The 13,185-nt window shown below is 67.5% G+C and carries 11 protein-coding genes; 6 read left to right on the forward strand and 5 right to left on the reverse strand.

The genetic code is table 11. The features are described from left to right. Window positions 1–2: 2 nt before the first annotated feature. Window positions 3–908, forward strand: coding sequence for a polyprenyl synthetase family protein (locus tag BJP32_RS07900; RefSeq protein ID WP_046651608.1), 906 nt, complete (start codon window positions 3–5; stop codon window positions 906–908). 66 nt (window positions 909–974) lie between these two features. Next, a complete protein-coding gene (gene dxs / locus BJP32_RS07905) occupies window positions 975–2,885 on the forward strand; it encodes a 1-deoxy-D-xylulose-5-phosphate synthase (protein ID WP_046651607.1) in 1,911 nt (636 codons plus the stop codon). A gap of 335 nt (window positions 2,886–3,220) precedes the next feature. Here dxs and BJP32_RS07910 read toward each other — a convergent pair whose 3' ends face one another. After that, window positions 3,221–4,000 (reverse strand): PhoH family protein, encoded by a 780-nt coding sequence (locus BJP32_RS07910; RefSeq protein WP_088412108.1) that lies wholly within the window; start codon window positions 3,998–4,000, stop codon window positions 3,221–3,223. 299 nt (window positions 4,001–4,299) lie between these two features. On the opposite strand from BJP32_RS07910, the gene BJP32_RS07915 reads away from it, so the two are divergent. Both BJP32_RS07915 and BJP32_RS07920 read left to right on the forward strand, forming a co-directional pair. Then, entirely contained in the window at window positions 4,300–4,830 is a 531-nt protein-coding gene (locus BJP32_RS07915) for a gamma carbonic anhydrase family protein (RefSeq protein WP_046651606.1), read from the forward strand. A gap of 168 nt (window positions 4,831–4,998) precedes the next feature. Next, window positions 4,999–5,928, forward strand: a complete 930-nt coding sequence (locus BJP32_RS07920) for a hypothetical protein (RefSeq protein ID WP_223850948.1) — start codon at window positions 4,999–5,001, stop codon at window positions 5,926–5,928. A gap of 125 nt (window positions 5,929–6,053) precedes the next feature. Here BJP32_RS07920 and BJP32_RS07925 read toward each other — a convergent pair whose 3' ends face one another. The 4 genes from BJP32_RS07925 to hfaA form a co-directional block, all read right to left on the reverse strand. After that, window positions 6,054–8,933, reverse strand: a complete 2,880-nt coding sequence (locus BJP32_RS07925) for a pitrilysin family protein (protein ID WP_076223543.1) — start codon at window positions 8,931–8,933, stop codon at window positions 6,054–6,056. 138 nt (window positions 8,934–9,071) lie between these two features. Next, on the reverse strand, window positions 9,072–10,325 hold the full coding sequence (gene hfaD, locus BJP32_RS07930; RefSeq protein ID WP_046651604.1) for a holdfast anchor protein HfaD: 1,254 nt from the start codon (window positions 10,323–10,325) through the stop codon (window positions 9,072–9,074). Continuing rightward, window positions 10,252–11,271 (reverse strand): holdfast anchoring protein HfaB, encoded by a 1,020-nt coding sequence (gene hfaB / locus BJP32_RS07935; RefSeq protein ID WP_003163501.1) that lies wholly within the window; start codon window positions 11,269–11,271, stop codon window positions 10,252–10,254. Before hfaB ends, hfaD begins: the two co-directional genes overlap by 74 nt. Continuing rightward, window positions 11,268–11,684, reverse strand: coding sequence for a holdfast anchoring protein HfaA (gene hfaA / locus BJP32_RS07940; RefSeq protein WP_052747924.1), 417 nt, complete (start codon window positions 11,682–11,684; stop codon window positions 11,268–11,270). The genes hfaB and hfaA overlap by 4 nt, the downstream gene beginning before the upstream one ends. Window positions 11,685–11,827: 143 nt before the next feature. Between hfaA and BJP32_RS07945 the strand changes: the two genes are divergently transcribed. Continuing rightward, on the forward strand, window positions 11,828–12,496 hold the full coding sequence (locus tag BJP32_RS07945; RefSeq protein ID WP_046651601.1) for a rhomboid family intramembrane serine protease: 669 nt from the start codon (window positions 11,828–11,830) through the stop codon (window positions 12,494–12,496). A 72-nt stretch (window positions 12,497–12,568) separates the two neighbouring features. After that, window positions 12,569–12,997, forward strand: coding sequence for a CBS domain-containing protein (locus BJP32_RS07950; RefSeq protein WP_046651600.1), 429 nt, complete (start codon window positions 12,569–12,571; stop codon window positions 12,995–12,997). Window positions 12,998–13,185: the final 188 nt, after the last annotated feature.

Here is a 13,185-nt window from a genome sequence, read left to right on the forward strand (position 1 = left end):
CCATGCTCGCCGCCAATTCGCCGGAACAGGCCGTCATCGACCGCGTGGCCGAGATCGCCGATCTGGTCACCGTCGCCCTGGACCAGTTGCTGCCGCGCGCCGACGGACCGGAAGCGCGCCTGACCGAAGCCATGCGCTATGCCGCCCTGGGGCCGGGCAAGCGGCTGCGTCCCTTCTTCGCCATCGAGGCGGGGCGGATGCTGGAGGTCGAGGAGCGCGCGGCCCTGCGCGCCGCCTGCGCCCTGGAATGCGTCCACGCCTATTCTCTGGTGCATGACGACCTGCCGGCGATGGACGACGACGACGTGCGTCGCGGCCGCCCGACCCTGCACATCGCCTATGACGAGGCGACGGCCATTCTGGCGGGCGATGCGCTTCAGACGGCCGCCTTTGACATCATCTTGGACGAGGACACGCACGACGATGCGGCCGTGCGCTGCGAACTGGCGCGGCGTCTGTCCTTCGCGTCGGGCGCGCGCGGCATGGCGGGCGGCCAGATGATCGATCTGATGGGGGTGCGCGACGATCTGGGCGGCGTGGCCCGGATGCAGCGGCTGAAGACCGGCGCCCTGTTCGCCTACGCCTTCGAGATCCCGCTGATCATCGCCGACGCCAACGAAGCGGCCTGGCACGCCCTGACCAGCTTCGCCCACGACATCGGCCTGGCCTATCAGATCGTCGACGATGTTCTGGACGCCGAAGGTTCGGCCGAGGAAATGGGCAAGGCCGCGGGCGGCAAGGACGCGGCCCTGGGCAAGACCAACTTCGTCACCCTGCTGGGCGTCGATGCGGCGCGACAGAGGGTCGCGCATCTGGCCGATCAGGCTCGCTCGCACCTTGACCTGTTCGGTCATGAGGCCGAAATCCTCAAGGCCAGCGTGGACTTTGTGCTTAAACGCCGGTCCTGATAGGAAACGCGCCCGCCCTCAGCGGGTTACTGTTGACGCTCCGTCGTCTGAAGGCCCCCGATCCCCATGCCCCACACTCCGCTTCTCGACACCGTCAAGTTTCCCGCCGACACGCGGGGCTTCGACATCGCCCAGCTGAAACAGCTGGCGGACGAGGTGCGGGCTGAGACCATCGACGCCGTGTCGGTGACGGGCGGGCACCTGGGCGCGGGTCTGGGCGTGGTCGAACTGACGGTCGCCCTGCACCACGTCTTCGAGACGCCGCAGGACATCCTGATCTGGGACGTGGGCCACCAGTGCTATCCGCACAAGATCCTGACCGGGCGGCGCGACCGGATGCGCACCCTGCGTCAGGGCGGCGGCCTGTCGGGCTTCACCAAGCGCTCCGAGAGCGAATACGACCCCTTCGGCGCGGCTCACGCCTCGACCTCCATCTCGGCGGCGCTGGGCTTCGCCGCCGCGCGGGACGCCAAGGGCGGGAACAACCGGGTCGTGGCCGTCATCGGCGACGGCTCCATGTCTGCGGGCATGGCCTATGAGGCGATGAACAACGCCGCCGAGGCCACCAGCGGCCAACTGATGGTGGTGCTGAACGACAACGACATGTCGATCGCCCCGCCCGTCGGCGGCATGAGCGCCTATCTGGCCAAACAGGTCTCGGGCGGCGCCTATCAGAACATCCGCAAGGTCGGGAAGAAGTTCGTCGACCACATGCCGCGCCCCTTCCGCGACGCCGCGCGCAAGGCCGAGGAATACGCCCGCGGCATGATCGTCGGCGGCACCCTGTTCGAGGAGCTGGGCTTCTACTACGTCGGGCCGATCGACGGCCACGACATGGAGAATCTGGTCCCCATCCTCAAGAATGCGGCGGCCATCACCGACCGTCCGGTGCTGGTCCACGTCGTCACCCAGAAGGGCAAGGGCTACGCCCCGGCCGAGAGCAGCGCCGACAAGCTGCACGCGGTGGTCAAGTTCGACGTGGTCTCGGGCAAGCAGGCCAAGGCCGTCTCCAACGCCCCCAGCTACACCAAGGTGTTCGGCACCGAGCTGATCAAGCACGCCCAGGCCGACCCGACCATTATGGCCATCACCGCCGCCATGCCGTCGGGCACGGGGCTGGACCTGTTCGGACAGGCCTTCCCGGATCGCACCTTCGACGTCGGCATCGCCGAGCAGCACGCCGTCACCTTCGCCGCCGGTCTGGCCGCCGATGGGATGAAGCCGGTCTGCGCCCTGTATTCGACCTTCCTGCAGCGCGGCTATGACCAGGTCGTCCACGATGTGGCGATCCAGTCCCTGCCGGTGCGCTTCGCCATGGACCGTGCCGGTCTGGTGGGCGCCGACGGCTCGACCCACGCGGGCTCGTTCGACATCGGCTATATGGGCGCTCTGCCGGGCATGGTGCTGATGGCCGCCTCGGACGAGGCTGAACTGGCGGCGATGATCTCGACCTCGCTGGCCATCGACGACCGCCCCAGCGCCTTCCGCTATCCGCGCGGCGAGGGCGTGGGCGTCGACATCCCCGAACTGGCCGCCCCGCTGGAGATCGGCAAGGGCCGCATCGTCCGCGAAGGCACATCGGTCGCCATCCTGTCGCTGGGCACCCGCCTGCAGGAATCGCTGAAGGCCGCCGACATGCTGGCCGCCAAGGGCGTCTCGGCCACCGTCGCCGACGCCCGCTTCGCCAAGCCGCTGGACGCCGACCTGATCCTGCGTCTGGCGCGCGAGCATGAGGCGCTGATCACGGTGGAAGAGGGCGCCATGGGCGGCTTCGGCGCCTTCGTGCTTCAGTTGCTGGCCGAGAAGGGGGCGCTGGACGGCGGGCTCAAGATTCGCACCCTGCACCTGCCTGACATCTTCCAGGATCAGGACAAGCCCGAGGTCATGTACGCCCAGGCCGGTCTGAACGCCGAACACATCGCCGCCGCCGCCGTGACGGCGCTGGGCGTCGACGCCAGCCGGGCCGTTAGGGCGTAGGACGTTCTTCCTTCTCCCCTTGTGGGAGAAGGTGGCCCGTCAGGGCCGGATGAGGGGTCTCTCCGAAATCTAATGAAGGGCTGCGAGGCGGACGTCGCGCAACCCCTCATCCGTCAGGCTTCGCCTGCCACCTTCTCCCGCAAGGGGAGATGGACAAGGAGCACAATACCCCGATCATGCCCGTCACCAGCGGAGATGCACGGTGTCGCTGAATCACAATCGACCATCCCCTCTCGGCGCCTGTGCTAGACTGCATCCGGGCCGAGAGGGGATTTCAGACGATTCAGACGAATTGGACTCTATTTTTTCCTTCTCTCATCAGAGGAGGGCGAGGGTCACAGCACTCCGATCATGCTGGCAACCAGCGGGTGACGCACGATGTCGCGTTCGGCCAGTCGGACGACGGCTATTTCGGGCACGGCTTCAAGTCTGTCGGCAATGTCCGACAGGCCCGATACGCCCGGCAGCAGGTCCGACTGGTGCGGGTCGCCCGTGACCACCATGGTCGAGTGCCAGCCCAGACGGGTCAGCAGCATCTTCAACTGGACGTAGGTGCAATTCTGCGCCTCATCCACGACGATGAAGGCGTTGTTCAGGGTGCGGCCGCGCATATAGCCGATGGGGGCGATCTCGATCAGGCCCTCGGCCATCAGGGCCTTGACCCTTTTCATGGACAGACGGTCCGACAGGGCGTCGTAGAGCGGCCGCAGGTAGGGGGCCAGCTTGTCCTCCATGTCGCCAGGCAGGAAGCCGATCGATTCCCCGGCTTCGACGGCGGGACGGCTCAGGACGATGCGGCCGACCTTGCCCGCCTCCAGCGCCTCGACCGCCTTGGCGACGGCCAGATAGGTCTTGCCCGTGCCCGCCGGCCCCAGCGCCAGCACCAGATTGGCGTGATCGACGGCCTCCATCAGTTCGGCCTGGCCGTCCGACTTGGGCTTCAGCGTCTTCATATAGCCCTGGTCCCGCTCGTCGTTCGACGGCACGGGCGACCAGCCGCCGACGCGGGCGGGCAATCGCCGCACCTTGGCGTCCTGAATGAATTCGGGCGAATCCAGCACGCCTTCGCGCAGCTGACGCTTGATGGCCGATCGTTTGCTCATGGACGCCTCCAGGGCATGAAAAAAGGCGAGCCCGGCTGGGTCTCGCCTCGGTCGTCGGTGGGGGAGGTGGGGGCCGAAGTCGCGCAGCCGTCCCGAACGGTCGCAGGGTCTTCGCCGCAGCAGGTGCGTCGCCGTCCCCGAACTGGTCGCGAACACGCCAAGCGCATTCTCCAGCGTCTGACCGGACCGGGCTTGATCCGGCTTCGGATCCGGGGGCGAATGGAGCCTGCCGAATCGCATCAACAGTCTGATGCTAACGTGGTTTCCGAAGGGTTAAAGCCTTCATTTTGAGAAGAATAGGCGGTGTGCGGATGAGTGTTTACAGTCTGGGCGACAGCAAGCCTCAGCTTCCGCCGGAGGGCGAATACTGGATCGCGCCGAGTGCAACCGTTCTAGGGAACGTGATTCTGCATCCGGGCGCCAGCATCTGGTTCAACGCCGTGCTGCGTGGCGACAACGACCCCATCGTCATCGGGGCTGACACGAATATTCAGGATGGCGGCATCCTGCATACTGACGTCGGCTCTCCCCTGACCATCGGCGCCGGGGTGACGGTGGGGCATAAGGTGATGCTGCACGGCTGCGAGATCGGCGACAACAGCCTGATCGGCATCGGCGCGGTCATTCTGAACGGGGCGCGCATCGGGAAGAACTGCCTGATCGGCGCCAACGCCCTGATCACCGAGGGCAAGGTCATTCCCGACAACAGCCTGGTCATGGGCCAACCCGGCAAGGTGGTCCGGGAATTGGAAGAAGGGCAGATCGAGGCGCTGCGTCTCTCGGCCCAGCACTATGTGCAGAACTGGCGTCGTTATGCGGGCGGGTTGAAACGTCTCGACTGATCCGCCGCCCCACAATGGCACGGCTCACAATGAGACAGGCGGCCCCTTAGGCGAGGCGGAATGGCGCAAACTCGCCTCAAGGGGGATGAAACCGCCCAATGTCGGACGCTTGAAACGGCCCGGCGCTTGCATCGCCCCTGCTGACGATCAATGCAGGAGTCCGATCCCATGCGGATAGGGATTACGAAAATGCTGGCGGGCGCCGTAGCCTTTGTGGGGCTGATGGCGGTCGCTGACGCCGCTGCGGCGCAGTGCGGGCCTTCGAGCTGCCTGCCGCCTCCGCCGCCCAACCCTCCGATCTTGCCGCCTTCGCCGCCGATCACCCCGCCGGTGACGCCGCCGGGCGGGGGGTGCGGCCCCAGCGGCTGTCTGCCGCCGCGTCCGCCGGTGACGCCGCCGTGCGCCGGCGGCGGCTGCCTGCCGCCTCCGCCCCCTCCGTGCTGCGGCTCGGGCGGCGGCAATGTGAACGTCAACGTGAACGTCAATGCGAACGCCAGCGCCAACGCCTCGGCGCGCGCCTGGGCCGGATCGCGAGCAGGCTCGACGGTCATCGTCGCGGGCGGCGGCGGCGCTTACTTCAACGTCGATCAGCCCTATCCGACCACCATCCAGGGCCTGAACGTCCAGGGTGGGATGCAGTCGGTGCGCGTGCCCTTCACCGCCACGCGCCGCATCGAAAAGCAGGTCGTGCTGCAGGCCGTCTGCATCGACGACCGCAATGTGCCGCACCCCGCGTCCCAGGTGACGCCGGGCCGCGACGTCGCCAACAGCTATGACGGCGAACTGTATCGCTGCCTGGCGGGCACGAAGCTGCAGTGGACCATCAGCGACGCCGAAGGCGCGCCGGGCGAGACCGTGGCCTGCAACAAGGGCGACGCCCTGTGGCACGGCGCGGGCGGGCGTCTGGAATGCCGTCCTGAAAAGCAGGCGCGTCAGTGCAACGAGCGTTCGCTGCTGCGTCGCTACGGCGCCGGCGTGAAGGTGCTGACCATGATGCGCGAAGAGACCTACACCGAGTATCGCGAGGAAATGGTCGAGGGCGCGGCGTCCACGGGCATGATCATGATGGACGGCGGGGTCGGCGGCCGGGTTTTCTGAACCGGTTGTTCAGCCTGGCGACAGGCGTAGACGCCTAAGGTCCAGGCATCGACTCTCCGTCGATAGGCCTAAATGACTGGGCCCCGTTCCTTGCGGAACGGGGCCCTTTCTTCGTCTAAGCCGTCTTACTGCGCGGCGCTGGCCGAGACGACCTCGGCCTTCCACGCCGTGTCCGGCTTCAGATACTGACGCGCGGCCGCCTGGATGTCGGCGGCGGTGAAGGATTCCAGGTCGCTGATGTGCGTCTGGATCTGCTCCAGGGAGGCGGGCTTGGCGGCCAGATCCTCCAGTTGGCCCAGCCAGTATTCGTTGCCGGCCTGGCTCCGGCGCAGGGACTCGATCACCGGCAGGCGGGCGCGGTTCAGCTCGTCCTCGCTGATCGGCTTGTCGCGCAGGTCGGCGATGATGGCGTCGACGGCGCTGAAGAAGGCGCCGAACTTCTCTGGCGCCGTGTCGGCCGTGATCGAGATGGAGCCATAGCCCTGGAACACGTCGGACGCCGAGGCGCGGACGCTGGGCGAATAGGCCAGGGCCTGCTTCTCGCGGATTTCGTCCAGGACGCGCAGCTTCAGCACTTCGGCCAGGATGGCGGCACGGCGCGACTCGGTGCGATCGTTGACCGCATCCGTGGTCGGCCAGGCGATATAGGCCAGTCCCTGCTCGGCCGGACCTGCGTGGGTCAGGCGGATCGGCTGGGCCGTCGGCGCCGGGAAGCGGCGCTGATCTGAACCGGCCATCGGCTGGGCGGCCGGAGCGCGGGCGGGCAGGGCGGCGAAGGTCGAGGCGACCGAGGCGACGGCGTCCTCGACCTTCACGTCGCCGACCATGACGATGTCGATCGGGCCGGAAGCGAGGCCCTGAACCACGCCTTGCTTCAGCTCATCCAGGGTGAAGGCCGCGATTTCCTGCGGCGAGGGCATGGACTCGCGCTTGTCGCCGCTGGCCAGCAGGCCGCTGGCCTGAAGGCTGAAGGCGCCGCTGGGGGTCGCCATCTGCTGAGCCATGAACTGCGGCAGGACGGCCTTGATCTGTTCGAACGGCGCCGGGCGCAGGCCCGGATCGGTCAGATAGGCAGCCAGCACCTGCATCTGCAGTTGCAGATCGGCCGGGCGGGTGGCGCCCGACAGCTGATAGGCGTCGCCGTCGATGGCGAAGCCTGCGCCGTAGATCTTGCCGGTCAGGACGCGGTTCAGCTCATCCGCCGTCAGCTTGCCCAGACCGCCTGCCGTGAAGACCATCGGGGCGAGGGACTCGGAGGTGAAGCGGTCGGTCGGCAGACCCATTTCGCCGATGCCGGTGCGGACCGAGATCAGGATCTGCTGATCCTTGAAGGCGGTGGGCTTGACGGTCAGACGCACGCCGTTGGGGAAGGTGACGACGGTGGCGCCGACCGCGGCGACTTCGGTGGTCGAGGCCGGCGTGGCGGCGGCGCCGAAGTCGGCGTAGGGCCATTCCAGTTCGACCTGGGCGGCCGGGGCGGTCACGGGGGTGGCGCGGCTAGCTTCCAGTAGGGCGGTGACGCCCGCCTCGCCGCCCTCGATCGGTTCGGGCGTGATGACCAGGGCAAGCGGGCCCTGACCTTCAAAGGCGCGCTTGACCTCGGCGCTGACCTGTTCCGCCTTGAGATCCTTCACCGCGGCCTCGAACAGGGCCAGGTCAGTGGCGGGCGCTGAGAACACCTTGTCGTCGTTGGCGGCGCCCAGCAGGGCGTTGGCCAAAGCCGGGGTGCTGCGCGTCGCTGCGGCCTGAACGGCGTTTTCCAGCGCCGTGCGCGTATTGGCGACTTCGCGATCCAGTTCGACTTGCGAGACGCCGAACTGCACCAGGCGGCGCTGTTCCTGCTCGATGGTCTCCAGCGCGCGCTTGATGCCGCCGGGGTTGAAGGCGGCCGAGACGCTGCCGAGGTCCAGGGTCTTGAACAGAGTCCCCTGGCCGCCGCCGGCGCCGATGAAGGGCGGGTTGTCGGCGCGGGCCAGTTCGCCCAGGCGACGGTTCAGCACGGCCATGCCCAGGTTCTGCAGCAGGGCGTCGCGACGTTGTGCGGCCGTGTCGGGATCAAGGTCGGGATTGCGGATCCAGTTCAACTGGACCGAGGACTGCACGCCCGGCTCGACCAGGATGCGGGTCTCGGGCTGGCGCGGGGCGACCTGTCCCAAATCGGGCTCGGGACCGTCGGCGGCCTTGGGCGTCCAGTCCGAGAAGGTCGCCTTGATCTTGGCTTCCATCTGATCGACGTCGAAGTCGCCGACCGCGATCATGGTGGCGCGCTCGGGGCGGTAATAGGCTTCGTAGAACTCGACGAAGCGCTCGCGCGGGGCGCTGCGGATGATGCTGAGGTCGCCGATCGGCAGACGGTTCGACAGACGCTGGCCGGGCGCCAGCAGGGCGATCTGCGCCTTCAGCGAGCGCAGGGCGGGGGTGTTGCGCAGGCGCTCTTCACCCTCGATCACGCCGCGCTCGGCGTCGATGTCTTCCGCCTTCATCAGGGCTTCGGAGACCTGTTCGCGCATGATCCGCAGCGAGGTGTCGACGGTCTCGTCGTTGGTGCGCGGCAGCTCCAGCGTATAGGCGGTCTGGTCGAAGCTGGTGAAGGCGTTGGTGTCGGCGCCGAAGGCCAGGCCCAGGCGTTCCAGAATCCGCAGCAGCTCGTTTTCAGGCACGTTCGTCGTGCCGTTGAAGGCCATGTGCTCCATGAAGTGAGCGAGGCCCAACTGGTCCTCGTTCTCCATCAGCGAACCGGCCGCGATCCGCAGGCGCAGCGACGCCTGACCGGGCGGGGTGGCGTTCTTCAAGATGGCGTAGCGCATGCCGTTGGGCAGGACGCCGAAGCGCACGGCCGCGTCGGCGGGAATGTCGCTGGTCGCCTGGGCCCAGGGCCTGGAAGATTGGGCGTCCTGCGTCGCGACCGCTGACGGCGGGGTCAGGGCGACAGCGGGAAGCGCGGCTCCGCCCATCAGGGCGAGACTGGACGCGGCAAGCAGGAGCAGGCGGCGAGGGGATCGCATTCAGTAGTCTCCGCGACGTGCGAGCGGGCGGCCCCCGGGACTGATTGCGGCCCTGCACGTAAGACAGGCGCGAAGCTTCTTCAGCCTCGCGCCTGTTCACGGTGACAAACGAACTTGACTGCCTCAAGTTACCGAAAGTTAATTTCCCGGATTGGTGACGTAGAAGCTCGCCGTGTTGCCGACGGCGTTGGCGCCCGCGACGACGTTGCGGCCCCAGCCGTTGATGTTGGTCGTCGCCGTCGCCCGCACGTCGCCCATGTTGGTCTGGCTGTTGCGCACGTTCAGGTCGCTGCCGCAGGTCGAGCAGCCGAAGCCGGTGACGGCGTTGCCCGCCGCATTGGCGCCGACGTAGGCGTCGTAACCGTTCTGACCCGTGAAACCGGCGCTGGCGGTGACGCCGCCGGTGTTCATCTGGGTGTTGTCGATGCTGACATAGATGTCGTTGTTGCCCGCATGAACCTCATTGCCCACGGCCTCGGCCGTCGAATGAGCGGCGCCGAAGTCATAGGAGCTGAGCTCGGTGCGCGACAGCACTTCCGCCGCGTTCTGCTGATCCACATCCACGACCAGCGAACCGCCCTGGTTGTAGAAGGCGGCCTGGTTGGAGGCGGCGCGGCTGCGCGCGGCGATGTCCCAGGCGTTGCCCGCCCACACGCCCGTCCAGGCGGTGACGCCGGCGCCCGAGGCGTTCTGGCTGACCGCCAGGTTCTGGTGCGAGTTCGGCGTCGAGGTCGCCTGCACGGCGTTGGCCGAAGCCTGGCTGCTGAAGACGGCCGGCGCCGGGGCGTAGGTGAAACGGGCTTCGTTCTCGGCGTAGATTTCGCCGGTCGAGTTCTGATCGGTGCGGCCGGTGACGGCGCCGCGTTGCTCGCCCGTGCCGCTCGCGCCCAGGGCGACGGTGTTGCCGATGGCGTCGGCCGAGACGTGGCCGCCGTAGTTCAGGCGAGCGCCGGTCTCCACGATCTGGCTGCGCGCGGTGACGTCGCCGTTCAGATTCTGAACGGCGTCGACGTCGATGCCCGTGTTGACCGCGGTCCCGGCCAGATAGTTGCCGCGCGCCTGGGTCACGCTGTTCACATAGCCGGTCTCGCCGCGCAGGGTCAGGGAGGTGTCCGCCACGGCGGCGCCCTGCATGTCCTGGGTCGAGCGGATGTCGGCGGCGCGGCCGTCGGCGCCGCCGGACAGGGCGTTGCCCATGGCGGCGTTCGACACGGCGACGTTATCGCTGACGTTGACGACGTTCAGGCGTTGACCGCTGATGACGTCGCCCAGGTTGAGCTGTTCATTCAGGACCAGCCCGCGATCCTGAGCGGAAGCCTCAGCGGCCGCCGCCACGCACAGCGCTGTCGCGGCGATCGTGCCAGCGAGACGGGTCGGCGCGAGTTTGGCCATTGTTCGTGTCCGTGTTTGCGTAAGCGGGATAGTAGCCGCCGGTGGCGCCGACCGGGCTGTCGCCCAGCGGGTCATTGGCGGGGTTGAGGCAGATTTCCGGGCCGGGGGCGCCGTACAGATTGGCCATGAATTCGACCGTGGCGCGTTCGACGAGGGCGCGAACCGCCAGCTGGACGGGCTCCAGGCCGCTGGTGCCGGCCGAGATGTCGAAGACGTTGCCGTTCAGGAAGTCGAAGACGCCCGCCGACACTTCACGGCCGACGATCTGCTTCTGATAGGAGACGACGTCCACGACCTCGAGGGTGGTGGTCTGCACCAGGCGCAGGTCGATCGCGACGTTCATCACGAACACCTTGCCGGTCAGCAGGCCCGAGCCGCCGTTCTGGCCCACTTCGCCGCCGGCGATGTCGAAGCCGCCCGAGCGGATGTTGTAGTTCACCTCGGTGATGCCGCCGACCACATAGAAGTCCGAGCCCGGCACCTGACCGGCCAGGATGCGGCGGAAGGCGGCGTCCTGGGGCGCGCCGTTCGGCACGTCGTCGCCGATCAGCTTGTTGTTGGCGTAGCGCAGCTCAAGCTCGGACACCGAGGTGTCGTAACGCTCGACGATGCGGGCACCGGCTTTCGCCAGGGCGGTGTTGGCCATCAGGGACGCGCCCTGGGTGATCTGGCGGCCGCCGTCCGAGGAGATAGAGCCGGTGTAGTCACTGATCCGGCCCACCGCCATGCGCGGCGAGGGCAGGTTGTAGCGGCGCGCATAGTCGGCCAGGCAGTACAGCGCGGTCGAATAGGGCGTCGGGTTCGACGTGACCGGCGCATTGCCGATCGGCTTGGCGTACTGGCCCGAGGGACCGGCCGAGGTGGCGCAGCCGCTCAGCAGAGCAGCAGCGGCGGCGACGCAGCCGAGGGCGCGCACGGGCGAGCGACGGATGGCGGAGATGTTCATGGACGGGGCCCGTTCAGGGTGGTGCCGGCGTTGATGGCGCCGTTGTTGGTCTGGTTGGAGTTGACGACGACCGTGTTGCGGTTGCCCTGGACGACCACATTCAGGTTGTTGCCGATGGCGGTGGAGCCGCCGATGTTGGTTCCGCCGCCCGATCCGACGCCGCCGCTGAAGTGGCTGGACGAAGAGCTGCTGCCGCTGCGCGAGTAGGCGCTGCCGTTCTGCTGAATGATGCCGTCGACAACCAGGCGGTTGCCGTTGGCGTCGCGGGTCGTGCCGCGGCTGGCTTGGGCGGTGGTGTAGCGCGAGGCGCCGTAGCCGGCCTGGAACTGGCCCGCTCCGGCCGAGCCGGTCGACTGCGCGGCGGCCGAACCGGCGGGCAGGACCGCCAGCACGGCGGCGGCCGCTACGGTCATGAGTGTCAGGCTATGAGACGGCATAAGGCGCTCCCGAGAACTTCTGGAACGGCTCACGCAATGACCGTGCCATACGGTTTCAGTGTCGTATTGGCGCAAAACGGCGTCTTGAGATCGGATGCGACTGGCCCCATCAAGGGCGAATGTCCCAATCTGACGCCCGTTCGCCGCGGCCGCCGCGCGAAAAGATCTTCAACGCGCCCTTCCTGCCTCTGCTGATCGCAGCATCCATGCCGGTGCTCTTCTATCTGCAGGAGCGGCTTCCCGATCAGGGACTCTCCATGGCCTTCGTCCCGTTGGAGCTGTGGCGCGGAGAATGGACGGGGCTGTTCACCTCCATGTTGCTGCATGGCAACTGGCCCCATGTGACGATGAACGCCGTGGGCGCCCTGGCCTTCGGCGCGCCCGTGGGGCGGCTGATGGAGCGCGGGCCGGGGCCCCTGGTCTTCATTCTCTTCTATATAGCGGCGGGCGCCGTGGCGGCGCTGGGCTATGGCCTGGTGCATCCGAACAGCATGGCGCCGCTTGTCGGAGCTTCGGGCGCGGTTTTCGGCCTGATCGGCGCCGCGACCCGGTTGATGGGCGGGCATGGGCGAGTCCTGCCGCTGTTTCATCCCATGGTTCTGAAAGCGTCCGCTGCGTGGATGGCGGTGAATCTCATTGTGGGCCTGATCGGCTTGGCGCCGGGCGCGGACGGCGCCCGCATCGCCTGGGAAGCGCACGCCGTCGGCTTCCTGTTCGGTATTGTCGCCATCGGCCCCATCGGCGGGTGGTTCGCCGCGCGCCGTGATTTGCCTATCGGCGGCGTCTGAGCGAACCTGTCCGCCTTGCGGCCGGTCCGCGACACGCGCGGACGACGGCCTGCCCATAAGGAGGAAGTCGCCATGCTGGTCGCCGAGATTCTCAAGGGCAAGGGAGACGCCGTCTTCACCCTGGCGCCGGACGCCTCTCTGAATGACGCCTGCGCCGAACTGGAGCGACGCCAGGTCGGGGCGCTGATCGTCTGTCAGGACGCAGGCGTGGTCGGCGTCCTGTCAGAGCGCGACATCGTCCGCGCCATCTCCCGCGACGGCCCCGAGGCGCTGAAGCGTCCCGTCTCCCATTATATGACGAGCGAAGTGGTCTTCGCCGATCCGGCCGAAACGGTCGAGGCGCTGATGGCGCGTATGACCGACCGCCGAATCCGCCATCTGCCCGTATTGCTGGACAAGCGGCTGGCCGGCGTCGTCTCGATCGGCGACGTGGTCAAATGCCAGATCGCCCAGGCCACGCAGGAAGCTGAAAGCCTGCGCACCTATATAGCGGCGGGGTAGGGCGCGGCCTCGTCCTGTGCATAAGCGCCCGTTCTGTGGATAGATCGGGAAAGCCGCTTTTGCCGCTTGCCAGTCGGAAAGAGCGGACGTATATCGCCGCCTCGCTCGGAGACGGGCTGGCCCAGCGGGCTTCGGAGACGGTGTTTTCGGGGTTTTGTTCGGGGCAAGGGTTTGAAAAAGCGTCTTGC

The sequence above is a fragment of the Brevundimonas sp. ZS04 genome (assembly GCF_001956865.1).
GTDB lineage: Bacteria > Pseudomonadota > Alphaproteobacteria > Caulobacterales > Caulobacteraceae > Brevundimonas > Brevundimonas diminuta.